The sequence below is a fragment of the Pseudomonas sp. zfem001 genome, from assembly GCF_032621725.1.
GTDB classification, from domain to species: Bacteria; Pseudomonadota; Gammaproteobacteria; order Pseudomonadales; family Pseudomonadaceae; genus Aquipseudomonas; species Aquipseudomonas sediminis.
In genome coordinates this window covers 141977-164394 of record NZ_JAVYJI010000006.1, presented here as the reverse complement: position 1 = coordinate 164394, position 22418 = coordinate 141977, and the positions used below count along the sequence as shown (strand labels likewise).

The 22418-nt window shown below is 62.3% G+C and carries 24 protein-coding genes and 1 tRNA gene; 12 read left to right on the top strand and 13 right to left on the bottom strand.

The window, feature by feature from the left end:
• Together RTH74_RS19300 and RTH74_RS19295 are read right to left on the bottom strand one after the other, a co-directional pair.
• The gene (locus RTH74_RS19300) at nt 1–450 is read right to left on the bottom strand and encodes a hypothetical protein (RefSeq protein WP_316915711.1); all 450 of its coding nucleotides are present in this window, start codon (nt 448–450) and stop codon (nt 1–3) included.
• A 135-nt stretch (nt 451–585) separates the two neighbouring features.
• The gene (locus tag RTH74_RS19295) at nt 586–927 is read right to left on the bottom strand and encodes a hypothetical protein (protein ID WP_106735483.1); all 342 of its coding nucleotides are present in this window, start codon (nt 925–927) and stop codon (nt 586–588) included.
• Between the two features lie 167 nt (nt 928–1094).
• Here RTH74_RS19295 and RTH74_RS19290 point away from each other — a divergent pair, with 167 nt between their 5' ends.
• From RTH74_RS19290 to RTH74_RS19280, 3 genes are all read left to right on the top strand, one after another.
• Entirely contained in the window at nt 1095–1376 is a 282-nt protein-coding gene (locus RTH74_RS19290) for a peptidylprolyl isomerase (protein ID WP_003462270.1), read from the top strand.
• 88 nt (nt 1377–1464) lie between these two features.
• Nucleotides 1465–2988, top strand: a complete 1524-nt coding sequence (locus tag RTH74_RS19285) for a sensor domain-containing diguanylate cyclase (protein WP_316915710.1) — start codon at nt 1465–1467, stop codon at nt 2986–2988.
• Between the two features lie 63 nt (nt 2989–3051).
• Nucleotides 3052–3591, top strand: a complete 540-nt coding sequence (locus tag RTH74_RS19280) for a DUF1003 domain-containing protein (RefSeq protein ID WP_125880482.1) — start codon at nt 3052–3054, stop codon at nt 3589–3591.
• An 82-nt stretch (nt 3592–3673) separates the two neighbouring features.
• Here RTH74_RS19280 and RTH74_RS19275 read toward each other — a convergent pair whose 3' ends face one another.
• The gene (locus RTH74_RS19275; RefSeq protein ID WP_316915709.1) at nt 3674–4567 is read right to left on the bottom strand and encodes an EamA family transporter; all 894 of its coding nucleotides are present in this window, start codon (nt 4565–4567) and stop codon (nt 3674–3676) included.
• Between the two features lie 139 nt (nt 4568–4706).
• Here RTH74_RS19275 and RTH74_RS19270 point away from each other — a divergent pair, with 139 nt between their 5' ends.
• Entirely contained in the window at nt 4707–5441 is a 735-nt protein-coding gene (locus tag RTH74_RS19270) for a sulfite exporter TauE/SafE family protein (protein ID WP_316915708.1), read from the top strand.
• Between the two features lie 6 nt (nt 5442–5447).
• On the opposite strand, the gene RTH74_RS19265 is transcribed toward RTH74_RS19270, so the two are convergent.
• Nucleotides 5448–6161, bottom strand: a complete 714-nt coding sequence (locus tag RTH74_RS19265) for an NAD(P)-binding domain-containing protein (RefSeq protein WP_316915707.1) — start codon at nt 6159–6161, stop codon at nt 5448–5450.
• A gap of 510 nt (nt 6162–6671) precedes the next feature.
• On the opposite strand from RTH74_RS19265, the gene RTH74_RS19260 reads away from it, so the two are divergent.
• The 3 genes from RTH74_RS19260 to RTH74_RS19250 all read left to right on the top strand — a co-directional run bounded on the left by RTH74_RS19260 (nt 6672) and on the right by RTH74_RS19250 (nt 8428).
• Entirely contained in the window at nt 6672–7373 is a 702-nt protein-coding gene (locus RTH74_RS19260) for a YebC/PmpR family DNA-binding transcriptional regulator (RefSeq protein ID WP_099525586.1), read from the top strand.
• A 176-nt stretch (nt 7374–7549) separates the two neighbouring features.
• On the top strand, nt 7550–7957 hold the full coding sequence (locus RTH74_RS19255; protein WP_316915706.1) for an NUDIX domain-containing protein: 408 nt from the start codon (nt 7550–7552) through the stop codon (nt 7955–7957).
• A 141-nt stretch (nt 7958–8098) separates the two neighbouring features.
• Nucleotides 8099–8428 carry a DUF2025 family protein gene (locus RTH74_RS19250; RefSeq protein WP_316915705.1) on the top strand — a complete coding sequence of 110 codons (330 nt, stop codon included), beginning with the start codon at nt 8099–8101 and terminating at the stop codon, nt 8426–8428.
• 119 nt (nt 8429–8547) lie between these two features.
• Here RTH74_RS19250 and RTH74_RS19245 read toward each other — a convergent pair whose 3' ends face one another.
• The 3 genes from RTH74_RS19245 to RTH74_RS19235 are packed head-to-tail and all read right to left on the bottom strand — an operon-like array spanning nt 8548 to nt 11752.
• Complete coding sequence (locus RTH74_RS19245) at nt 8548–9453, bottom strand: FHA domain-containing protein (protein WP_316915704.1); 906 nt, start codon at nt 9451–9453, stop codon at nt 8548–8550.
• Between the two features lie 15 nt (nt 9454–9468).
• Complete coding sequence (locus RTH74_RS19240; protein ID WP_316915703.1) at nt 9469–10947, bottom strand: serine/threonine-protein kinase; 1479 nt, start codon at nt 10945–10947, stop codon at nt 9469–9471.
• Between the two features lie 16 nt (nt 10948–10963).
• Nucleotides 10964–11752 (bottom strand): protein phosphatase 2C domain-containing protein, encoded by a 789-nt coding sequence (locus RTH74_RS19235; protein ID WP_316915702.1) that lies wholly within the window; start codon nt 11750–11752, stop codon nt 10964–10966.
• Between the two features lie 140 nt (nt 11753–11892).
• Here RTH74_RS19235 and RTH74_RS19230 point away from each other — a divergent pair, with 140 nt between their 5' ends.
• Nucleotides 11893–12303 carry a GNAT family N-acetyltransferase gene (locus RTH74_RS19230; protein WP_316915701.1) on the top strand — a complete coding sequence of 137 codons (411 nt, stop codon included), beginning with the start codon at nt 11893–11895 and terminating at the stop codon, nt 12301–12303.
• Between the two features lie 108 nt (nt 12304–12411).
• Complete coding sequence (locus RTH74_RS19225; protein ID WP_316915700.1) at nt 12412–13458, top strand: GGDEF domain-containing protein; 1047 nt, start codon at nt 12412–12414, stop codon at nt 13456–13458.
• 4 nt (nt 13459–13462) lie between these two features.
• On the opposite strand, the gene RTH74_RS19220 is transcribed toward RTH74_RS19225, so the two are convergent.
• The 3 genes from RTH74_RS19220 to RTH74_RS19210 all read right to left on the bottom strand — a co-directional run bounded on the left by RTH74_RS19220 (nt 13463) and on the right by RTH74_RS19210 (nt 14905).
• Nucleotides 13463–13789 (bottom strand): hypothetical protein, encoded by a 327-nt coding sequence (locus RTH74_RS19220; RefSeq protein ID WP_296230243.1) that lies wholly within the window; start codon nt 13787–13789, stop codon nt 13463–13465.
• Between the two features lie 142 nt (nt 13790–13931).
• Nucleotides 13932–14007, bottom strand: a tRNA-Thr gene (locus RTH74_RS19215).
• Between the two features lie 55 nt (nt 14008–14062).
• Nucleotides 14063–14905: a S1 RNA-binding domain-containing protein gene (locus RTH74_RS19210; protein WP_084342003.1), complete on the bottom strand. Its 843-nt coding sequence runs from the start codon at nt 14903–14905 to the stop codon at nt 14063–14065.
• 240 nt (nt 14906–15145) lie between these two features.
• Between RTH74_RS19210 and RTH74_RS19205 the strand changes: the two genes are divergently transcribed.
• Nucleotides 15146–15337: a hypothetical protein gene (locus tag RTH74_RS19205; RefSeq protein ID WP_003462311.1), complete on the top strand. Its 192-nt coding sequence runs from the start codon at nt 15146–15148 to the stop codon at nt 15335–15337.
• Between the two features lie 45 nt (nt 15338–15382).
• Here RTH74_RS19205 and RTH74_RS19200 read toward each other — a convergent pair whose 3' ends face one another.
• Both RTH74_RS19200 and RTH74_RS19195 read right to left on the bottom strand, forming a co-directional pair.
• Entirely contained in the window at nt 15383–16528 is a 1146-nt protein-coding gene (locus tag RTH74_RS19200) for a PQQ-dependent sugar dehydrogenase (RefSeq protein WP_316915874.1), read from the bottom strand.
• Nucleotides 16529–16611: 83 nt separating this feature from the next.
• Nucleotides 16612–17313 (bottom strand): substrate-binding periplasmic protein, encoded by a 702-nt coding sequence (locus tag RTH74_RS19195; protein ID WP_179546197.1) that lies wholly within the window; start codon nt 17311–17313, stop codon nt 16612–16614.
• 171 nt (nt 17314–17484) lie between these two features.
• Between RTH74_RS19195 and RTH74_RS19190 the strand changes: the two genes are divergently transcribed.
• Nucleotides 17485–18462 carry a zinc-dependent alcohol dehydrogenase family protein gene (locus RTH74_RS19190; protein WP_316915699.1) on the top strand — a complete coding sequence of 326 codons (978 nt, stop codon included), beginning with the start codon at nt 17485–17487 and terminating at the stop codon, nt 18460–18462.
• Between the two features lie 159 nt (nt 18463–18621).
• Here the strand turns inward: RTH74_RS19190 and RTH74_RS19185 are convergent, their stop codons facing one another.
• Complete coding sequence (locus RTH74_RS19185; RefSeq protein WP_316915698.1) at nt 18622–19947, bottom strand: MFS transporter; 1326 nt, start codon at nt 19945–19947, stop codon at nt 18622–18624.
• Between the two features lie 277 nt (nt 19948–20224).
• On the opposite strand from RTH74_RS19185, the gene RTH74_RS19180 reads away from it, so the two are divergent.
• The gene (locus RTH74_RS19180; protein ID WP_316915697.1) at nt 20225–22393 is read left to right on the top strand and encodes a hypothetical protein; all 2169 of its coding nucleotides are present in this window, start codon (nt 20225–20227) and stop codon (nt 22391–22393) included.
• The last annotated feature ends 25 nt before the right edge of the window (nt 22394–22418 follow it).

Here is a 22418-nt window from a genome sequence, read left to right as displayed (position 1 = left end):
TCAGACGTAGATGCTGACTCCGCCCTTTTCCTGCAGCCACTGGCGGTAGGTTTCCAGCGAGTCGGTCTGCTTGTCGCCGTTGTGACCGGCGATGCGCACGCTGCCATCCATGCCGGCATCCACCATCTTCTGTACCTGCGCCAGCAGCTTGGCGGCATCGTCGCGATCGAGCTGCGTTACGTCCGGCAATTGAATCACCGAAGGCGTAGTCGGCTGACTGTCGCCAGTGCGCTGCACGGTAGTGTTGGGCTGCGCTGCGCCGCCATTCATGGCTCGCAGCAGTCCGCCCTCACTGCGCGCCACCACCTGTTTGGCAAAACGCCGCAAATCGGCAACTGGATCCTGACTGGCCTGACCGTCGGCTTCACCGCTGGTCGCAGTCGAACGATTGTTGAGCTGGCTGCCGTAGTAGCTGAGCATGGCAGGCGTGCTGTTGTTGATACTGGTCATGAGGCCTCCGCGAAATCCGTTCGCCTCATGCAAAGCAGATTCCGGGCCAGCCGCTGCAGACCAGTAAATACGCGGCTTTCATACGACGTCGCGGCATGGACTTGCCACCCCGGGGCAAGGGTTTGCCCGTAGCGGTCAACCCAATAGATCGACCATTACCGCGTTGCTGTAGATCAGGCAGCCATCTTCGGCGCTGTAGCCGACCAGATGAAACTGGCCACGCCCTTCCTCGCCGCCGATGTAGACGCGCCATTTGCATTCACTCAGTGGGCCGAAGCCCTCCGGCATGACCAGCTCCAGCGTCTGCATGTCTGCGTCGATCATCGCGTCCCGGACGCCGCTGCGCTGCAGTTGCTCCTCAGCCTGCTCCAGGCGCAAGTGCTCCGCCTCGCTGACATAGAACTGCAGAGTGCCGATAGGGATGGATTTGCTGTCATTGTCGGCCTTGCGCCAACCGTCGATGCTCAGGGTGTTCATCCGCAAGTCTCCTCAGTGAAGCCTGAGTTCAGGGCAAATGCCCACATACAGAAGATGGGACAAGCCAGACGCCGAAACGGCTCCTCACAGATGGACGAACGGCCGACCGTTTGCTTGTCGAGGCGATTGCGCTAGGCTCTGCACCTTCATTGATAGGAGGTACTCCCATGGCCCGCGCCACTGCCCGCCACATCCTGGTTGCCAGCGAAGACAAGTGCAACGAACTGAAAGCCGCCATCGAAGGCGGTGCCGACTTCGCCCAACTGGCCAAAGACAACTCCTCTTGTCCGTCTGGCCGCAGCGGCGGCGATCTGGGCTCGTTCGGCCCCGGCCAGATGGTCAAGGAATTCGACACCGTGGTCTTCAGCGCGCCGGTCGGCGTGGTGCAAGGCCCGGTTAAGACTCAGTTCGGCTATCACCTGCTGGAAGTCACCAGCCGCCAGGACTGACAACACGCAACGGAAGGGCCGCTACTGCGGCTCTTCTTTTTCCCAAGCCTTTTTCAACACTTACGCAGTAGGGCTCTGGGTTTCGGACATGAAACGCGGTATTCGGCTCACCTCCATTCTGCTGGTATTCATTTGCCTGTCGCTGGCGTTGCTCACCGCCTGGCAGGTCTGGATTTCCCGTGAGCGCGCGCTGCATGAACTGAACGTCGCCAACCTCAACCTGGTTCAGGCGCTGGACAACTACACAGCCGGGGTCATTCGGCAGTCCGAACTGGTATTGATCGAGCTCACCGATCGCCTGCAGAACGGCGCGGCCGAGCACGAACCACAGCGTCTCCAGACCTTGCTGCAAAAGCAGGCAGAAGTGCTTGGACTGGCCAATGCCATCGTCGCCTATGACTCGCACGGCAATCGCCTGGTCGCATCGACATCATCGCCCACACCCAACCCCAATGCCGCTGATCACGCCTTCTTCGTTCACCACCGCGACGATCCCTCCAGCGATATTTTCATCGGCCCCACCATCAAAAGCCGCATCACCGGTGACTGGGTCTTCAGCGTCAGCCGGCGGCTGAACGATGATCAGGGACGCTTCGCAGGCGTGGTCGCGGTAACCCTGGACGTTGAGCACTTTCTCAGCTTCTTCGGCAGCCTGGATCTCGGCGAGCACGGCTCGATGAGCCTCTCCACCGGCGACGCCAAACTCCTGTTTCGCCAGCCCTTCCGTGAACAGGATGTCGGCATGGACTGGTCCGACTCGCCCATCCTGCAACTGCTGCGCGAGCACCGTGAGGGCACCATCGCACAAACCTCACGCATCGACGGTGTCGAACGTGTCTATGCCTTCCGCCGCAATGATCGTCTGCCGCTGATCACCATCGTCGCCCTCGGCCGCGAAGATGCCCTGGCCGCCTGGCGCCACAATGCCGAGCTGTTCGCCAGCCTGATTCTGCTGCTGCTGGTAGCCGTCGGCGTCATCGGCCAACGCCTGATCCTCGACATCCGCCGCCGCTCACGGGCCGAGCGCCAGTTGCTCAGCGCCCAGGAAGAATTGCTCGACGCCAACTCACGACTGGAAGTGCTCGCCTCACAGGACGGCTTGACCGGCCTGGCCAACCGCCGCAGTTTCGACCAGACCCTGGAAGTGGAGATTCGCCGAGCCCAGCGCCGCGGTTCTTCGTTGTCACTGCTGCTGTTCGATATCGATCTGTTCAAGCGCTACAACGACCGCTACGGCCATGTAGCTGGTGATGACTGCCTGCGTGCGGTGGCGGCGCTGCTCAAGCAGTGCATGCGTCGCCCCGGCGATCTGGCCGCACGTTACGGCGGCGAGGAGCTGGCAGTCATCCTGCCGAACACCACGGGCGAAGGTGCTGAGGCCGTGACCCAGAGCTTCATGCAGGCACTGCAGCAGCGCAACCTGCGCCATGAAGCCAGCCCATTCGCACGGGTCACCGTCAGTGCCGGCGTCGCCAGCCTGACGCTGGATCAACAGGACAGCTCAGTACTGGCGCTGGCGTTGATCGAAGCAGCTGATCAGGCGCTTTACAGAGCCAAGAGCAATGGCCGCAACCGCATGGAAAGCACCGAGGTCGATGGCGAACATCAGTGATGACAAGACGCCTGAAGCAGTTCAGCATCGCTTCGACGTCTCTGCCTCGGATGAATGGCCACGATGAGCAACAGCACCTCGCACCCACTGCAACAACTCGCCCAGAATCTGCTTGGCAAGGCGATCCACGAACTCGAGCCGGAAGAAAGCCATGTGCTCGAACAGATTCGCCAGCGTCGCCCCATCAGCCGCGATGCTGCCGACGCGTCGGATGAACAATCATCTTTCGGCGAGAGGCTTTCCGACAGGGTCGCATCGGTCGGCGGCTCATGGACCTTCATCATCTGTTTTTCACTGACCATGCTCGGCTGGATGCTGCTCAACACCGACGTGCTGTCGCACTTCGGCATGGCCTTCGACCCCTACCCTTACATTTTCCTCAACCTGATGCTGTCGACCCTGGCTGCGATCCAGGCGCCGATCATCATGATGAGCCAGAACCGTCAGGCGGCTAAGGATCGCCTGGCCGCGAGCCTGGACTTCGAAGTGAACCTGCGCGCCGAGCTGGAAATCATGCGCCTGCACGAGAAGATCGACCAACGCATCCAGCAACGTCTGGACCAGATTCTCGAACGCCTGCCGGAGAAACGCCCGCAAGACTGAGCCGACACGGGTCGCATTTGCACCGTAGGGTGCGCCGTGCGCACCAGAGTTTCAGGCATTCAGGCCAGGCGCGCAGCGCACCCTACGGCAGCGTCGGCTCGCGCTGTCGCCAGCTATCGAGCAAGCGCCCGCCCCACACGTTGATCAGCAGCCCGGCCATCACCAGCGCCGCACCGACCATCTGCAGGCTGCCGAGGCGCTCGTCGAGCAACAACGCTGAGGAGCTGATCCCCACCACCGGCACCAGCAGCGAGAACGGCGCCACCTGGCTGGCCGGGTAACGCGACAGCAAACGACTCCAGAGACCGTAACCGAGAATGGTGGCGCCGAATGCCAGGTAAGCCAGTACCAGCAGCGAGTCCAGGCTGAGGTTACGCAGCGACTGGCTGATCAGCTCCGGTCCTTCCAGCCATAGCGACAACGCCAGAAACGGCAAGGGCGGAATCAGGCTGCCCCAGACCACCAGGCCGACCAGATTGACCTTGCCCAGCTTGCGTGTGACCACGTTGCCCAGCGCCCACATCGAGGCAGCGGCGATGGTCAGGGCAAAGCCGGCCAGGGTCATCGCCTGCCCGCCCTGCAGACCGATCAACACCAGGCCGCTGGCCGCCACCAGCAGGCCGAACAGGTTGCTGCCGCGCAGCCGCTCGCCGAGAAACAGCGCGGCGAAGAACAGGGTGAAGAACGCCTGCGACTGCAGCACCAGAGACGCCAGACCAGCCGGCATACCGACGTACATGGCATAGAAGAGAAAGGCAAACTGCCCTACGGAAATGGTCATGCCATAGGCCAGCATCCAGCGTAGCGGCACCTGCGGCCGACGCACGAAGAGAATCGCCGGAAACGCCGCAAGCATGAAACGCAGGGCGCCCATCAGCATCGGCGGCATGCCGTGCAGGCCGACCTTGATGACCACGAAGTTCAGCCCCCAGACGACGATCACCAGCAGCGCCAGCAGCAGATCCTTGGGCGTCATGAGCACAAACCTCGAGTTGAGTGAGCCGGCATTAGACCAGCCTCACCCCGTAGCAGACAGACACAGAGGCCGAGGAAAAAAGCCACACAGCCACTGCCGACTGCTAACCTGCGCGCTTCTGTAGTGGTACGCCAAACCCATGACTCTGCACGATCTCCTTCTGTTCGCCTTGCCGGCAGTGTTTCTCACCGGGCTGTCCAAGGGCGGCTTCGGTGGCGCTCTGGGCGGCATCGCCGTGCCGTTGCTGGCACTGGCCACGTCGCCGAAACAGGCGGTGGCGGTGATGTTGCCAATTCTCTGCCTGGCCGATGTGGTGGGCCTGAAGGCCTACTGGGGCAAGTGGGATACGGCCAACCTCAAGGTCATGCTGCCGGGCGCGGTCATCGGCATCGCCATCGGCTCGATGACTTTCGGTTTGTTCGACGAACGCGCCATCGGCCTGCTGATCGGCGCCATCGCCATTATCTTCGTCGGGCTCGGCCTGGTAGTTGGCAACCAGGCACCCCGCCCGCTGCATAAAGGACGCGGCACACTGCTGTCGAGCCTGGCCGGCTTCACCAGCTTCGTCGCCCACGCTGGTGGCCCGCCGGTAATGATGCACCTGCTGCCGCAGCAACTGGAAAAGGTGCGTTTCGTCGCCACCATCAACCTGTTCTTCCTGCTCACCAACGCGGCGAAGCTGTTTCCCTACGCCGCGCTGGGTCAGTTCACTCAGGAGAATTTACTGCTGAGCCTGATGCTCGCGCCTATCGTGCCACTGGGCGTGTGGAGCGGACTATGGCTGCAATCGAGGGTCAACCACCTGTGGTTCTACCGCATCGCCCGGTTGGGCATTCTGCTGGCGGGCGTGCAGCTGATTTGGCGTTACCTCTGACACCGGCTAAGGCTGCAACCCCAGCAGCTCGCGCAACTCACGAGCGGTAGGCATGCGCGCCGATACGCCGCTGTTGAAATCGAAGGACTTGGCGCTGGCCAGCGGCCCGACTATCACTGGGTCAAAGCCAGCATCAGTCACCAGACGTGCCGCCACTTCCAGCGCCGCCTCGTCATCCGCGGCCAGCGGGATGGCCAGTTTCTCGCCGCTGCGATGGGCCTGGCTGCGCAGGTTGTAGGCGGCGATGGCATTGAACGCGCGCACCAGGCGCACGCCCGGCAGAAACTGCTGCGAAGCCAACCCGGCGCCCATTTCGACCGCTTTTTCGGCCATCGCCCCGTCGCGCCCAGGGCGCGGATTACCGGCGTCCAGCACCACCTTGCCGGCCAGCTCATTGGCGTAGTCACGGCCAACCTGCGGCGTCGCGCCGTAGGGCACCGCCAACATGATCACCTCGCCAAATGCCGCCGCCTCACGCGGAGTGCCGACACTTGCGCGCTCCCCCAGCTCATCGGCCAGTGCTTGCAGGCGCTCAGGATGGCGCGAAGAGATCATCACCTCATGCCCCGCTTCGACCCACAGCCGTGCCAACGGACTGCCGATATTACCGGTACCGATGATGCCGATACGCAAAGTGTCTGCCTGCACCAGCACCGGGGCGCCACCCATCAGCACAAGCAGGCCGAGCGCGACGGCGAAAAGGTGAAGTAAACGGGACATGTTGAGCTCCTCGAGCGAGTGACGACGAAGAGCAAGCATAGAAAAACCAGGCACCCTGACGGCCAACGATTCGCAACAGAGTGTTGCCCGCCAGCTATGCTTGAAAGGCGATACCGCAATGCAGTCGGCTGCAGGAGCCGAGGAGGTGGCAGTGACCCGAACGCGTCCCCCCAGTCAATGACCTGCTTCCCGGAGACACGACCATGAGCAAAAGCATGGATTCACACAAAGAAAGCAAGAAGAAGCCGCTGAAAACGGCGCACGAGAAACGCATGGCCAAGCGCGAGAAGAAACATGGCCAAACCCTGCTCGGCAGCCACTCGCCGAACGCCTGAGCCCCTACTTGCCGGCGCAGCCCCGCTGCGTCGGCAATCCCCACCGCAAAAACACCATCCGGGAAATTGCGCGTGCCGCCAGCGCCGCAAGGCACTAGAATCCGCAGCCTATGTGATCGTCCGGCCGCTCCTGCGCGCTGCGACGCCGTCTCACCTATCGGCCAGGAGACCCCAGATGGGCGCCCAGTGGAAAGCCAAACCCAAAGAAGCCGCCGCCAATGCCCGAGGCAAGATCTTCGGCAAGCTGGTGAAGGAAATCATGCTCGCCGCGCGTAACGGCGCCGACCCGGACATGAACCCCAAGCTGCGCCTGGCCGTGCACCAGGCCAAGAAAGCCTCGATGCCAAAGGACACTCTGGATCGCGCCATCAAGAAAGGTGCGGGCCTTTCCGGTGAAGTGGTCAACTACGAGCGCACCCAGTACGAGGGCTTCGCTCCGCATCAGGTGCCGGTGATCGTCGAGTGCCTGACCGATAACGTCAACCGCACCGTCGCCGAAATCCGCGTGCTGTTCCGCAAGGGTCAGCTCGGCGCATCCGGCTCGGTCAGCTGGGACTTCGACCACGTTGGCCTGATCGAAGCCAGCACTGAAGATGGCTCCGACCCGGAACTGGCGGCCATCGAAGCCGGCGCCCAGGACTTCGTGCCCGATGACGAGGGCTCGACCCTGTTCATCACCGACCCGACCGACCTCGACGCCGTGTGCAAGGCACTGCCGGAACAGGGTTTCACCGTTAACTCGGCCAAGCTCGGCTACCGTCCGAAGAACCCGGTAAGCAGCCTGACGCCGGAGCAGATGGAAGAAGTCGAAGCCTTCCTCGAGGCCATCGACGGCCACGATGACGTGCAGAACGTTTACGTCGGCCTAGCCGGCTGAGAACCTGTTTACGATCTGCTGCGCGTCGGCCGGGCGTTGTTAATAACAGGCTCGGAATGCTCATGTACAAAAGTACATTCCGCTTCCTCGCCTGTTTTTGCCTAGCCCGGCTCTAGCTCGCTAGATCGTAAAAAGCCTCTAAGGCGCCACGGGCGCCCTGACCGGGCCTCTTTTCCATGCCAACCACCCTGCACATTGCCGCCGCCTGCCTGTTCGACGAACGAGGTCGCCTGCTGCTCGTGCGCAAGCGCAACACCCGATTCTTCATGCTTCCTGGCGGTAAACGCGAGCCGGGCGAAGATGCGCTGTCTGCGCTTCAGCGTGAGCTGCTCGAAGAGCTGGAGCTGCAACTGCAGACCGGCGCACTGCAACCACTCGGCCAGTTCCAGGCGCCCGCCGCCAACGAGGCCAATACCAGGGTGCAGGCAGATATCTTTCGCGCCGCCCTGCCCCACGCCGTACAACCGGCTGCCGAGCTGGAGGAACTGCGCTGGCTCGATACTTCCCTCCCCCTTCCTGACGACCTGGCGCCACTGCTGCGCGATCAGGTGCTGCCGGCCCTGAAACGGCTGCCGTCTGTGTAAGAGCGTCGCTCACGGCATCAAAACCGCTCACGGCAGTTTCTTGATCCACGACAACGCGGGTGACAACACCAGCGATTAGGCTGCGCCGATAAACAAAACCATTCGCCTTGCTTGCAAACCCCACAGGAAACGAGGTTTGCCATGAGTATCACGTCCGCCCAAATCTGCCAGGCCGCCGACCAGCTGCAGGGTTTCGTCGGTTTCAACGCCAAGACCGAGCAGTACCTGCTGCGATTCTCCGAAGACAGCTTCGGCCTCGATGTACCAGCCGAAACCATCACGCCTACCTGCGAATACGTCTGGCACGCTGACGAGGGCGAACTGATGCGCCTGGATCGCCAACGTCTGACCTGGCTGCAGGAGCAACGCATCGATGATCGAGTGAATCTTGGTGAGCCGCTACGCGTCTACCTGCGCCGCAGCGACCTGCCGGAAATACGCGCCGAGCGGCGGCGTCTGACACCGGCTTGAGATTCAGCGTATTTCGAAGCATTCGGTGCGCATAGCGCACCCTACGGCAGAGTCGCGTCCAACATCGCCGTACGGCAACCACCCGTAGGGTGCGCCGTGCGCACCAAGCCGCGTAGAACTCAACCCAACAAGCGCATCGAAACGGCGCCAAGGCCCACGCCGATCAGCAGCAACACGATACCGCCCAGCCACAGTTTGCCCGCACTGGCCGCAGGTGGCGCGACAACAGGTACAGGCCGGGACTGAGCCGCACGCAGGGGGTTGGCCGCCGCCGGCGCAGCCTTGGCGCTGACGCGTGCCGCCTGTGGTACCGGGGCGATCTGCGTAGCGCCGCCGCCAGCTGCCTTGGCAGCCAAAGCTGGCGGCAGGTCCGCCACTCGCATGAACTGGGTGGCATCCTCGTCGGGCGCATCACTCACGCTGACCTTCGGCCCGATCACCAGCAGCGTCACCGTGCCCATCTTCAACTGATCGCCCGGTTGCAGCACGGCGGTCCTGACCTTCTGCTGGTTGACCAGCACGCCGTTGGCCGAGGCGAGGTCCTTGACCTCCAGCACGTCGTCCTTGAGAAAGAACTCGCAATGCCGGCGCGACAGCTCCAGATCGCTGAAGCACAGCTCGCACTTGCTCGAACGACCGAAGGTCATCGAGCCATGGACGTGAAACTTGCGGCCCTGGTGTTCGCCTTGAATCACCTGCAGAAACCAGCGCGGCGCCGCGGCCTCGGGCCTGGCCGCACTTTTCGCCGGGTCGAGCAGTTGCAGCTCGACGGCGCCCAGGCGTAAACGATCACCATCGCGTAGCTGAAAGCGTGTACCGACGCGCTGATCATTGACCCAGGTTGCGCCCTGACCCGCATCGCTCAGGTAGTAATAGCCGTGGTCCTGGCGGATCTCGGCGTGGAAACTGGCGATTCCGGCATCGCCGAGCACCAGTTGGTTGCGGCTGTCCTGGCCAATGGTCAGGCGTTCGTCAGTCAGCCAGATGGGTGCTTGGCGGTTATCCAGGAACTGCAGTCTTAGCATCGTGGTCGCCTCGGGTCAGTCGAATAGGTTGTTCAGCAGACGTTTGATCGGGTTTTGCTGGGCTGGCTGAGCGCTGCGTGGGCGGCTCGCGGCCTGACGCACGCGCTGCTCGTGGCTGTCATAAAGGGCCAGCAGCCGTTCGTTGTCAGGTTCGGCCTCGAGACCCTGTTTGATCTGCTCCAGCGCCAGGTTGTATTCGCGCCGCGCATAGGCCGCCTCACTCTGCTCGATAAAACGCTGCGCCACGCGATTGATGCCTGCCAGGGCCAGCAGGTTGTCGGGCTCCCAGCCAAGCACCTGGCGAAAGTAATACACCGCACTGTCGTCCTCGGGCAGAACCAGCAAGCCTTCGCCAAGGCGCTGCTCGGCCAGCTCGAGATACTGCTGGATACGGGCCTGCAGCACACGCTGCAGGCCATCGCTGGCCTGGGCGTTGTCTTCGTCCAGGGCCAGTGCCTGGCGAAAGTAATAGTCGGCGTTGTCCTGCGCCGGGGTCAGCAGACTCCCCTCGCTCAGGCGCGTTTCAGCGAGCACGAGCAACCCGGCGATGCGCTGCTGCAGTTGCCAGTAGTAGCCGCCTGCGCTACCCGCACCGAGCAACAGCAGACCAAGCAAGGCCCAGGACAGCCAGCGCCGCCGTGGTGGACGAGGCGGCAGGCTGACGGCCGGGCTCAGACGGGTCTGGTCCTGGTCGGCGTCCTGCAGTTCATCGAGGCTGGCCAGCAGCACGTGGCAGTCGGCAAAGCGATCTTCCGGGTCCTTGGCCAGCATGCGGTCGAGTAGCCACTGCAATTCGCCCAGCGACTCCGGCAGCGGCGGTGCTTGCAGCTGCAACTGGTTCATCAGCGTCTGGGTGTAGCTACTGCCGCGAAAGGGGTTATGCCCGCTGAGCATCTCCAACAGGATCACGCCCAGGCTGTAGATGTCGCTGCGTGCGTCCAGCGTCTGACACTGCGCCTGCTCAGGGCTGCTGTAGGCCGGGCTGCCAACGGCTATGCCCGACTGGGTCAGTTCGCTGTCGAGCTGCAACTCCTTGGCCACGCCAAAATCGCTGAGTACCGCAGTGCCATCGTCGCGAAACAGGATGTTGCCCGGCTTGATGTCGCGGTGCACCAGGCCCTTGTCGTGCACCAGCGCCAGGGCGCTGGCGATCTGCCGGACGATGCGCAGCGCACGCGCCGGCTCCAGAGTCTGGCCCTTGTACTGAGCCAGATCGCCGCCTGCCAGGTACTCCATGGCGAGGAAATGGCGGCCATCGTCGAGTTGGTCGATGCGGTAGATGGTAATGATCGAAGGATGCTGCAGGGAGGCGACGGTATGGCCTTCCTTGATGAAGCGCTGGGTGAAGGCTGCGTCCTCGCGATGCAACAGCACCTTGAGCGCCACCTGGCGCTGCAGCGCCTGCTCGGTAGCCAGATAGACCTCGGCCATGCCGCCTTTGCCGAGGCGGTGATGAATGCTGTAACCGGGTACGCTGATGGAGGTCTGGCTCATGCGGCTCGACTTGCGCTCAGGGTTTAAGGGATTTGAACAACTTGCGCAGCAGGCCGAGGGGCGACGCTTCACGGGGTTCGGCAGCCGGGCCAAGGCCCAGGACGATACAGCTGATATTGTCTCTGCCGCCATGGCTATTGGCCAGCCCCACCAGCTGCTCGACCATCATTTCGAGCGTGGCCGCTTCAGCGCAACAGCGCTGGATAGCGGCGTCGTCCAGCTCACCAGTCAGCCCGTCGCTGCACAACAGCAGCAGTTCGTCCGGCGCCAGTCGGACCCGTAGCAGGCCAACATCAGGTGCATCTCCAACCTGCCCCAGGCACTGCACGATCACGTTACGCCGTGGGTGCTCACGCGCCTCCTCGGTGCTCATCTGGCCAGCATCGACCATGGCCTGGACCCAGCTGTGGTCGTGACTGAGCTGCTCGATATGTTCGCTGCCGATGCGATAGGCGCGGCTGTCACCGACCCAGGCCAGCTCGAACTCATGTCCGTCCAGGCGCACGGCAACCAGCGTACTGCCCATGCCCGCCTCGCCCGCAACAGGTTGCGCCGCCGCGGCGATAGCCAGGTGGGCTGCATGCACCGCTGCAAATAGCTCCTCGCCCTGTTGCACGGCGCCCACCAGCTCCTCCAGCGCCAAGGCACTGGCCACCTCGCCACGCTCGTGCCCACCCATGCCGTCGGCCAGCGCCCACAGGCCCAGATCGGGACGGCAGACCAGAGCATCCTCGTTATGCGTGCGTACCTGGCCGGCAACGCTTTGCGCAGCGAACACCACGGATACAGGAGAGGACTGAGACACGCGGCGAATCCTTGAGCAAAATGCGATTCCCCATGATGCGGCGACGCGAACGGGCTGTCACCGCCCGCCACGCCGTAAATGCGCAACCGTTAACCAAAATGCGATGGTTAAATAAGCCGCCAGATCCGCCATCTGAACCCATGACCTCACCGCGTCTTCGCCGCTTGCCCCTCCAGTTGCGACCTCTGGTCGACAAGTTCTACCGCGACCACCGCTCGCCGATGCGCAGCCAGGCGGGGGATGAACTGTGGGTGGCGGAAAACGCCAGCGAGATCGCCGCCGCCCTGAGCCTTCGTCCTGTAGCGGGAGGACAGTGGCTGACTGGCCTGTTCGTCGCCCCCGCGCTACGGCGCCAAGGCGTGGCAGCAGCATTGCTCAATCGCAGCCTGGCGCTACATCCCGAGCCAGTCTGGCTGTTCTGTCACCCCGAGCTGCGCACCTTCTATCAGCGCCTGGGCTTCGAGAGCTGTCAGAGCCTGCCGACCGCGTTAGCCCAACGGTTGGCCCGCTACCAGCGCGGAAAATCACTTATCGCGCTGCGTATCCACTGAACAACCTGTCGCCAAGGGCAAAAATACTGGCACTTTGCTCAGGAATGCCCCTTGCCATTAGCGGTCAAAGCTCTGCATGCTTGTTCCATAACAACGAAAAGAAACGCTATGGCTACCCAGACTGCTCGTTTGCTGAAGCGCCTGCGCAATGACTTCCAGCTGTCGATCATCACCCTGATGGGTCTGTTCGGCGTCATCGGCATCTCCCCATACGCCGTCTACCGCTTGCTCAACGGCAACTACCTGGTCGGCATCGCCGACACCGTCATCGTCTTTTCCACGCTGTTCGCCGTGCTCTACGCCTGGTTCACCCGCGACACGGTCAAACCCGGTATCTACCTGGCCGCCGTGTTCTCGGTCGGCGCCACGCTGATCGCCATCAACCTGGGGGTCAACGGCCTGTTCTGGATCTATCCGCTTATTCTCTTCAACTTCTTCATGGTCACGCCTGGCAAGGCGCTGTTGGCGACCTCCGTGGTGCTGATCAGCTTGGTCAGCCACGCCCTGCTGGTGCCCGGCAGCGTGTTCGAAAGTCATTACCAGATGGTGTCGTTCCTGGTCACCTGCATGATGGCCAGTGTGCTCAGCTTCATCTTCGCCTTCCGCACCCGCACCCAGCGCGACCAGCTGCAATCGCTGGCCATTCATGACCCGCTGACTGGTGCACGCAACCGCCGAGCGATGAACGAAGAACTGAAGATCGCCATGGCCAGCCATCGCCGCCACAGCGACAGCTACGGCCTGTTGGTGATGGATCTGGACCATTTCAAGCAGATCAACGACCGCTTCGGCCATCACGTCGGCGACCAGGTGCTGGTGGCCTTCGTCGAGCTGATCATGCGCTGCTCACGCAAGGAAGACCGGTTGTTCCGCTTCGGCGGCGAGGAGTTTCTGCTGCTGCTGCCCAATACCGAGGCCGAGGGCCTGCGCGCCGCTGCGCAAAACCTGCTGAGCCGAGTCGCCAATGAGCTGGAGAGCCCGGGCGGCGCGGTGACCGTCTCCATCGGCGGCGCCATTCTGCACAGTGGTGAACACTGGGAAGGCTGGTTGCAGCGCGCCGATGAATGCCTGTATCGAGCCAAGAGCGAGGGGCGCAATCGCGCGGTGATCGCCGATGCGCCGGGCGATCAGAACAAGGCTGCCGCCAACCCCTGATAGATCAGCGACTGCGCTGTTGCTGATAACTGCCACTGCCTGGCTGACGCTCGATGATCAGCCCGCCCGGATATTCGGTACTCTGGCGAATACCACCACGGGTTTCGCTGGAATAGCTGCCATAGCTGCTTTCCTGACGCACGCTGCCCTGCGGCAGACGCTGCCCGCCATAGAGGTTGTGCTGCTCATAACTCGACGAGCCCGAGACGCTGCCACTGGCACCGGGGCTGACGTAGCTCTTGGGAATGACGCGAATGGTCTGCGGCTGATCAGCGAACGCAGCACCGGCCAACATCGTAGCCAGGATCAACACAAGCGAACGAACGAACATGAGTACCTCCCATCTGAGCGGGGCCAAGCATTGCCCGCCTGAAACCCGAAAACCATCATCACACCGGCTTTGACAACAACACGAGGGAATTTTCATACCTGAAACGACAAAGGGTCAGCCGAAGCTGACCCTTTGCTGGAAATGGTGCCGGAGATAGGAATCGAACCTACGACCTTCGCGTTACGAGTGCGCTGCTCTACCGACTGAGCTACACCGGCGGGAAAACGTCGGCATTATGCGAGTTGCCACGCTCGCGCTCAAGTCGCTGGAGCATCAGCTGTCGAGTAGTTCGATGCGGTCGTCGTGGATGCGGATCAGCCCCTGCTTGTAGAGACCACCGATGGCCTTCTTGAAGTTGCCCTTGCTGACACGAAAATGCTCGGAGATCAGCTCTGGCGGGCTCTTGTCACCCAGCGCCAACACGCCACCCTGCGCACGCAGGCGTTCGATGATCTGCTCGGCCAGACCGCTGGCGGCTTCATGACCGATGGGCTGCAGGCTCAGGCTGATCTTGCCGTCAGCGCGCAGCTCTTTGATGTAGCCCTTCTCGCGCATACCGCTGCGGATGAACTTGAACAGCTCGTTCTTGTGGATCAGGCCCCAGTGCTTGCCGTCGATGATGGCCTTGAAGCCGAGATCAGTACGCTCGACCACCAGTAGGTCGACTTCCTGGCCGACCTGGTAGTTGGCCGGCACTTTGTCCAGGTGGCGATCCAGGCGCGCGGTGGCGGTGAGGCGGCGGGTGCGTTTGTCCAGATAGAGGTAGATCACGCAGTAGTCGCCGATCTGCAGCGGGCGCTTCTCTTCGGAATGCGGCAGCAGCAGGTCCTTGGGCAGGCCCCAGTCGAAGAACAGGCCGACGCGGTTGATGTCCACCACCTTGAGGCTGGCGAACTCACCGAGCTGGATCTTCGGTTTTAAGGTGGTGGCGATCAGCTTGTCTTCGCTGTCGAGGTAGAGGAACACGTTGAGCCAGTCCTCGACTTCGCTCGGCGTGTCCTTGGGGATGTAGCGCTTGGGCAGGAGGATTTCGCCGTCCGCACCACCGTCCAGGTACAGACCGAAGTCGGTGTGCTTGACCACCTGCAAAGAATTCATCCGCCCAATCAAGGCCATCGCGTTTCACCTCACCAAAACAGCCGGCCATTCTACCCGAGTTAATCCTCGACCGGGCTGACGGTGTGGCGAATCGACGGCCGGTCGACTGGTGGCGTAAGTAACTGGGAAACAAGCCATAAATTGTCGCGAAAAGCCGCCCATGCGCGGCGTTATGGTATTCATCATGGCGATTAACCAAGCAGAAAGAGGCTGCTTGAGGCATAATGGCCGGCCGCCCATCTGAAAGAGATCAAGGTCATGGCCACCCTGCGCGTGAAGTCCTCCTCCAGCAAAGTCAGCAAACCCGCCCCTGCCGTGGAAACCCGCGAGTCCATCGAGGCGCAGATTGCTGCCTTCCTGCAGGGCGGCGGCGAGATCCAGCAGATCGCCAAGGGCGTCAGCGGCCAGACTTACGGCGGCACTCGCCAGATCACCATCAGCAAGAAGTGATCGCCTCGGGTGCGCAATGCGCACCCAGCCTCTCCCCCTCCTGCTTTACTCGCTCGCCAGCCCCAGGCGCAGCAACTGCCCTTTCGGCGCATCCGTCAGCACATAGATATAGCCGTCCGGCCCCTGCCGTACGTCGCGTACCCGTGCGTTCAGCGATTCCAGCAACCGCTCCTCACGGGTGATCTTGTCGCCGTCGAGTTGCAGGCGAATCAGCGCCTGACCGGAGAGCGCGCCGATGAACAGGCTGTGCTGCCAGGCCGGGAAACGCTCGGCATCGTAGAACGCCATGCCGCTGATGGCCGGTGACTTTTCCCAGACATGATGCGGCGGTTCGGTGCCCTCCACGGTTTTGCCCTTGGCCTCGGGAATCGCCAGCATCGAATAGTTGATGCCATGCGTCGCCAGCGGCCAGCCGTAGTTCTTACCGGCCTCGGGAATGTTGATTTCGTCGCCACCACGTGGGCCGTGTTCATGGGTCCACAAGCGGCCACTCCAGGGATTGAGTGCCGCGCCCTGCTGATTGCGATGGCCGTAGGACCAGATTTCCTCGCGCGCGCCGTCACGGCTGGTGAAGGGGTTGTCCTCAGGAATGCGCCCGTCCGGGAAGATCCGCACCAGCTTGCCCTGCAGCTTGTCGAGGTCCTGCGCGGTGGGGCGATTGTTGTTGTCGCCCAGAGCGATGAACAGATGGCCGTCACGGTCGAACACCAGGCGCGAGCCGAAGTGCGTGCCGCTGGACAGCTTGGGTTGCTGGCGGAAGATCACCTCGAAGCCTTCCAGCGCCGTGGCATCGGCCGACAGCTTGCCGCGCCCTACGGCCGTACCTGCGGCGCCGTCGCCCTCCTCGGCGTAGGACAGATAGACCAGGCGATCCTTGGCGAAGTCCGGCGACAACACCACGTCGAGCAAACCACCCTGGCCAACGGCGAACACCTTGGGCACGCCGCGCAGTGGTTCAGATACTTCGCCCTCGGCACTTACCCGGCGCAAGGCGCCTGGCCGTTCGCTCACCAGATACCCCTGCCCCTCAGGTAGAAAGGCGACGGCCCAGGGGTTGGCCAGACCTTCAGCGACGGTGTGAACGTTCAGCGGCCCCAGCTCGGAGTTCAGTTGCCGATCTTCGGCGAAGCTGTACTGGTAACCGAACAGGGCGACCAGACCGAGGGCTGCGAGGGGTTTCAGGCGCGGCATCATGGCGTCTCCAGGCGTCAGACAAGCGGCCATAGTGCAACAGCCCCCGAGCCGTGGCAGCCCCGTAAAAGTTTCCTCAGGTTTCAGTCCGTCAGGTAACGCTGCTCGATGCGCTGGTATTCGCCGGACTCACGCAGCAGGCGTAGCCCCTCGTCGAAGCGCCGACGTTGTTCGTCCCGGCGAAAGCCGACGCGGTACGGCGTGGGCGGGAATATATCGAACCAGGCCAGTGGCTGGGTGACGTCAACCTGGTCGTTCACCTCGCGATCCAGGTAGCGGATGATGCGCTCGTCGCCCACCACCACATCGGTGCGGCCGCTGTAGAGCAGACGGTTGCGATTGATCTGCAGCGCCTCCTCGCGATAGCGCGGGTTGTTCATGGCCATGCGCTCGAACTCCGGCCCCATCAGCAGTCGCGCACGCTGGAAGGCACTGACCGCGTACTGGCTGAGGTCGGAGATCTGCTCGATCTGATAACCGCGCTTGGCCAGCGCCACTGCCACGTTCTGGTAATGGATGTAGACGTCCGAATAGAAGGCCTGCACGCCACTGCGCTCGTGTGTAGTGGTGATGGCATCGATCTCACCGCGGCGCAGCATCAGGTGCAGGCGCTCTATCGGCGCGTAATAGGCGGTCACTTCAAAACCGGCGTTACGCGCGGCACGCTCCACCAATTCATATTCCAGGCCACGCGGCTCGCCTTCGTAGACATAAGGCGGCTTGTGCGTACCAAAGCCGACATGCAGCACTTCGGCCGCAACCGTCGCGCTCAGGCACGCCAGCATCAATCCCAGCCACCATCTGACCATCGTCTACCTCGTTATCGGACCCGCCAGAGCATAGACGCCTGACCACCGTCATAACCAGAGTGGATGCCGGCTGATTCATTCCGCTTTGCCCTATCGAGGCTAGACTGGCTGCACGCATTTTGCGCGTGCCTTCAGGAGACCAAGACCATGCTCAAAGCCGAATACCAACAGCGCGGCCCGGTACCGCAAGACGTGATCAGCGCGGTGCCACTGCAGTTGCCGGAACCCGCTGCCGGGCAGGTGCGGGTCAAGGTATTGGCTGCACCGATCAACCCGTCCGACGTACTGACCCTGACCGGCGCCTACGGCATGCTGCCGCCACTGCCGGCCGTGGGCGGTAACGAAGGCGTGGGCAAGGTCGAGGCGCTCGGTGAAGGCGTCAGCAACTTCAAGGTCGGCCAGACCGTGCTGCTGCCGGTCGGCTGCGGTACCTGGGTCACGGCCCTGAACGCCCCGGCCGAGAAACTCATCCCGCTGCCGGATGCCGACCCACTGCAACTGGCAATGCTCACCGTCAACCCGCCCACCGCCTCGCTGCTGCTCAGCGAGTTCGTCGACCTCAAGCCAGGCGATTGGGTGATCCAGAACGCCGCCAACTCGGGTGTCGGCAGCTACCTGATCCAGCTGGCCAAACTGCGCGGTTTCAAGACCATCAACGTGGTGCGCCGTGATTCGGCAATTGCCGGTGTCGAGGCCGAGGGCGGTGACCTGGTGCTGGTCGATGGCCCGGACCTGGCCAAACGCGTGCGCGCAGCAACGGGCGGCGCTGAAGTTCGCCTGGGTATCGATGCCGTCGGCGGCGTCAGCACCGACAACCTGGCAGCGGCCCTGGCCAACGGCGGCGTGCTGGTGAACTACGGCATGATGAGCGGCCAGGCCTGCCAGGTATCGCCGGCCTCCTTCGTGTTCCGTGACGTGACCCTACGCGGTTTCTGGCTGGCCAAATGGTTCCAGCAGGCCAACCCGGCGCAACAGATGAAGGTGTTCGGCGAGCTGGTGCAACTGATCGCCAGCGGCAAACTGAAGACCCGCGTCGCGGCGACTTATGACCTGGAGCACATCAAGGACGCCGTAGCCGCTGCCGCCAGCGGCGAGCGTGATGGCAAGATTCTGCTGGTGCCCTGAAGTTTGCAGCAATGGGTGCGCATGGCGCACCCTACCTCCGCAGCACCGTTGGGTGGATCACGCTTTACCGATCCACCGCTCTGGCGGATGTAAAAAGCGACATCCACCCTACGGCTTCACGCCGAAACCGTGGGGTGTGCCTTGCGCACCGCCTAACCATCACGCCACAGCAGCAGCCAGCCCCTCACGCATGCGCAGAGCATCACGCTGGAAGCAACGCGCCGCCTGCAGCAACGCCAGCAGTGTCAGAAACAGCGCCACCGGAATCAGGATCATGGCGTCATGCAGCCCTACGGCCTTGAACGCCTCGTTCATCTCGCTGGCACCCGCCGCGTGCATCGCCGCTTGCGCGTAATGGTCCGACAGCCAACCCACTGCCAGTGGGCCGAGACCGCCGCCCAGCAGATACAGACCGGCGAAGAACAACGCCATGGCCGTCGCCCGCAGGCGCGGCTCGATCACGTCCTGAATCGCCGTGTAGACGCAGGTATAGAAGTTGTAGGAGAACAGCCAGCCCAGGCTGAACACCCCGACGAACACAGCCGTCTCGATCCGCCCGGCGCTTAGCGCCCAACCAGTGCAGATACAAGCCACCAGCATGCTGAAAGCAGCGAACAGCAGTCGGCCATTACCCCAGCGCTGATGCACCTTGTCGGCGATCCAGCCCCCAGCCGTCAGGCCGACCAGGCCGGTAAGCCCGACGATCACCCCGGTGGCCATGGCCGCATTCTGCAGGCCCAGGCCGAAATAGCGCTGCAACATCGGCACCATGAAGGAGTTGCAGGCATAAGAGGCAAAATTGAACGCCAACCCCGCCAGCACCAGCCACCAGAAGGTGCGGATCGCCAGTACCTTGCGCAGTGGCTTGTCCACCGGCGCGCTGCTGACGCGTACGGCCTCCGCCGCACCACGCGCCGGCTCACGGATGAAGAACAGGAATAGCGCCAGGATCAACCCCGGTACCGCAGCGATCAGAAACGGCGCACGCCAGCTGCCGAAGGCCTGAACCATGGCGCCGATGGTGAAGAATGCCAGCAGCAGGCCCAGCGGCAGGCCGAGCATGAAGATGCCCATGGCCCGTGAGCGCTTGTGTGCCGGGAACAGGTCGCCGATCAACGAATTGGCCGCTGGTGCGTAGCTGGCCTCGCCGATACCGACGCCCATGCGAATCAGCAGGAAGCTCCAGAAATTCCAGGCCATGCCGTTGAGCGCGGTCAGGCCGCTCCAGGCCGCCAGGCCCCAGCCCATGATCTTGCGCCGCGCTCCGGTGTCGGCCATGCGCCCGAGCGGAATGCCGGCCAGGGCATAAACGATGGTGAAGGCGGTGCCGATCAGGCCGAGCTGCAGGTCGCTCAGGCTCCACTCCAGGCGGATCGGCTCGATGATGATGGCAGGGATGGTGCGATCAAAGAAGTTGAACAGGTTGGCCAGGAAAAGCAGGAAAAGAATGCGCCAGGCATTCGAGGCTTGCTGATGGGGCTGCACGACAAGGTTTCCTTTTTGTTGTCCGCGTGCGGCCTACTGCGGTGGCACCTACCTTGGCACCACCCACCGAACGCTGGGTGATGCGCAATCTAGAGGCTCTGCGAGATTTTGTCTGCGACCATTTGCTTGGTTTATGCAAATCGATGGCGCTGGATGCCAATCTGCCTAATATCCAGCGGTAATAAGGCAAAGTGCTTTTTTCCGTGCTAGAACCAATGGGGTTGGTCATTTTATAGCCAATAGCCAACACCCCACTGACTCGCCCGGACTGTCACCGATGAAAACAAAAAAAGACGCCGTAGCCCCCGCCAAGGAAGCCACCCTGGCCGATATTGCCGATAACCTGCTGGCGCCGCCCGCGCTGCCGGTGTTGAGTGAAACCGGCGAGCAGTATCTATATTTCACCGAACGCGATATCGAACGCATCCTCGATAACCTCGACGGCCTGCGCAACATGGTCTTCCCGCTGGCTGAACCACTGGACGAGGGCGAGTCGAGCCGTATCCAGCAATTTCCTTCGGTGTGCCTGATCGGCCTTGGCCGCTGCGGCTCGAACATCGCCTTGGACGTCGCCTCGCTGGTCTACAACGCGCGGCAGTTCTATCTGGAAGAGTTTCACAGCGAAGCCACCGCCGCCATCGAACAGGCCTCGCGCCCCAGCCGCTGGATTCGCAGCAACCTGCTGCGCACCCCGAGCAAGCGCAGCAAGCCTGTATTCCTCATCGAGCCGCTGGTGATGCTCGGCGACCTGGACAAGGACATCGCCGGGCGCATCCGCTTCTCGCGCAAGGGCGAGATGAGCGGTTTTCTCGACGACTACAGCAAGATGAAGATCATGGACCTGTCCGAGGTGCACGCCGGTGGCGCCGGCAACGCACCGATCCTCGGCCAGTACCTGGCCAAGATCATCCTCAACAAGGACACCCAGCGTTTCTCCAACGAAGACTGGAAGTTCATCCACAGCTACCTGATCGACTCCTGCGGCATCAAGGCCAACCAGTCGCGGCTGTACTTCTACATTTTCAGTGCTGGCGGCGGCACCGGCTCGGGCATGGCCTCGGAGTTCGGCCTGGCGCAGCAGTTCGCCTACATGAGCAAGACCTTCGACAGCAAGACGCCGGAAGACGGCGAAGCTGAACGCGGAGGCTTCGTCTTCGAACCGATATTCACCAGCGGCATCTGCATCCTGCCGAACATCTCCGACCAGCGCAGTGAGATGTCAGAGGCCTTGCACATCAACGCCGGGCGCCTGCTGTGCAAGTACCTGGCTGAGGAATGGGACTTCTCCTACAACTTCGACAACGAGCAGAGCAGCGCCGAAAGCGTGATGCGTCGTATCCGCCCGTGGAACGCCATGATGCTGATCTCCAACGACATCATGCGCTACGCCGAAGAAAGCGGTGACGGCAGCATCCACAACATCGACGTGACCGCCATGGAGCGCCACGCCAACCAGTACATCTCGCAGCAGATCTTCAACATTCTCACCGCCCAGGCAGTGACCAGCGACTACGACCAGAATTACTTTCGCCGTGCTGGCATCGACATCGGCGAGACCATCCGCCTCGACGCCAATGACCTGTTCATGAGCCTGGCCGGTCCGGTTGCCGTCGCCTATGCCGAATCCGTGGTGCCCGAACAGCATGTCCAGCTCTCGGAAAAATTCCGCGTACTGGACAAGGAACAAAGCCCGCCACGGCTGAACATCGACGACCTGTTCTTCCGCTCCATCGACCTGCCGCATTTCAACAAGGTCACCCAGGCCATCGAGGGCATCAGCCTGCTGCCGATCGAATCCAAGCGCTATCGCCAGGCGCTGGAGCAATACAAGTCCAGCGGCTACGACGCCACCCAACTGAGCGATCTGCACTTCTTCAAGAACTGCTCCTCGGTGGTGTCGATCGTCTCGTTGCCCAAGGACTACAAGCTGTCCTACATGGACCTGAACCGCCTCAAGACCCACCTCAACAACCTCTTCCCCAACACCACGCTCAAGCGCTATGCGCTGGTGATAGGCGCCTCGGCGAACCTGTCGCTGACCACCCTGATCGTCAAGAGCCCGTGCCTGTCGGACGACTTTTTGACCCTGATCGTCGCCTACATCAAGCGCTGCTTCGCCCGTGACCAGTATCGCTTCGACGACAGCCTGGACGATGCCATGCTCGATTTCATCGTCTCCGAGCGCTTCAACGAGGCGCAGCTCGACGCCATGCTCAACGAGCACGAAGACCCGGCGAAGATCCTCGATACCAACTGGTATGCGATCAAACCGATGTACGAGAAGAAGTACCGCGAGCTGATCCACGACGCCGAAAAATTCGTCTCGATCAACGACATCCGCCTGTCGCGCGAAAGCGTCAAACACGCGATCAAGTACCTGCGCGAGATCTACCGTCATCGCATCGGCAAAACGCGGGTGATCTCGCTCAACGACTATGGAAAATAGGCGGTACGGACGTGCCTGTGCTTCA

Coding starts and splice junctions, on each gene's coding strand:
- RTH74_RS19300 (WP_316915711.1), bottom strand. CDS start 450: ATGACCAGTATCAACAACAGCACGCCTGCCATGCTCAGCTACTACGGC.
- RTH74_RS19295 (WP_106735483.1), bottom strand. CDS start 927: ATGAACACCCTGAGCATCGACGGTTGGCGCAAGGCCGACAATGACAGC.
- RTH74_RS19290 (WP_003462270.1), top strand. CDS start 1,095: ATGGCCCGCGCCACTGCCCGCCACATCCTGGTTGCCAGCGAAGACAAG.
- RTH74_RS19285 (WP_316915710.1), top strand. CDS start 1,465: ATGAAACGCGGTATTCGGCTCACCTCCATTCTGCTGGTATTCATTTGC.
- RTH74_RS19280 (WP_125880482.1), top strand. CDS start 3,052: ATGAGCAACAGCACCTCGCACCCACTGCAACAACTCGCCCAGAATCTG.
- RTH74_RS19275 (WP_316915709.1), bottom strand. CDS start 4,567: ATGACGCCCAAGGATCTGCTGCTGGCGCTGCTGGTGATCGTCGTCTGG.
- RTH74_RS19270 (WP_316915708.1), top strand. CDS start 4,707: ATGACTCTGCACGATCTCCTTCTGTTCGCCTTGCCGGCAGTGTTTCTC.
- RTH74_RS19265 (WP_316915707.1), bottom strand. CDS start 6,161: ATGTCCCGTTTACTTCACCTTTTCGCCGTCGCGCTCGGCCTGCTTGTG.
- RTH74_RS19260 (WP_099525586.1), top strand. CDS start 6,672: ATGGGCGCCCAGTGGAAAGCCAAACCCAAAGAAGCCGCCGCCAATGCC.
- RTH74_RS19255 (WP_316915706.1), top strand. CDS start 7,550: ATGCCAACCACCCTGCACATTGCCGCCGCCTGCCTGTTCGACGAACGA.
- RTH74_RS19250 (WP_316915705.1), top strand. CDS start 8,099: ATGAGTATCACGTCCGCCCAAATCTGCCAGGCCGCCGACCAGCTGCAG.
- RTH74_RS19245 (WP_316915704.1), bottom strand. CDS start 9,453: ATGCTAAGACTGCAGTTCCTGGATAACCGCCAAGCACCCATCTGGCTG.
- RTH74_RS19240 (WP_316915703.1), bottom strand. CDS start 10,947: ATGAGCCAGACCTCCATCAGCGTACCCGGTTACAGCATTCATCACCGC.
- RTH74_RS19230 (WP_316915701.1), top strand. CDS start 11,893: ATGACCTCACCGCGTCTTCGCCGCTTGCCCCTCCAGTTGCGACCTCTG.
- RTH74_RS19225 (WP_316915700.1), top strand. CDS start 12,412: ATGGCTACCCAGACTGCTCGTTTGCTGAAGCGCCTGCGCAATGACTTC.
- RTH74_RS19220 (WP_296230243.1), bottom strand. CDS start 13,789: ATGTTCGTTCGTTCGCTTGTGTTGATCCTGGCTACGATGTTGGCCGGT.
- RTH74_RS19210 (WP_084342003.1), bottom strand. CDS start 14,905: ATGGCCTTGATTGGGCGGATGAATTCTTTGCAGGTGGTCAAGCACACC.
- RTH74_RS19205 (WP_003462311.1), top strand. CDS start 15,146: ATGGCCACCCTGCGCGTGAAGTCCTCCTCCAGCAAAGTCAGCAAACCC.
- RTH74_RS19200 (WP_316915874.1), bottom strand. CDS start 16,528: ATGCCGCGCCTGAAACCCCTCGCAGCCCTCGGTCTGGTCGCCCTGTTC.
- RTH74_RS19195 (WP_179546197.1), bottom strand. CDS start 17,313: ATGCTGGCGTGCCTGAGCGCGACGGTTGCGGCCGAAGTGCTGCATGTC.
- RTH74_RS19190 (WP_316915699.1), top strand. CDS start 17,485: ATGCTCAAAGCCGAATACCAACAGCGCGGCCCGGTACCGCAAGACGTG.
- RTH74_RS19180 (WP_316915697.1), top strand. CDS start 20,225: ATGAAAACAAAAAAAGACGCCGTAGCCCCCGCCAAGGAAGCCACCCTG.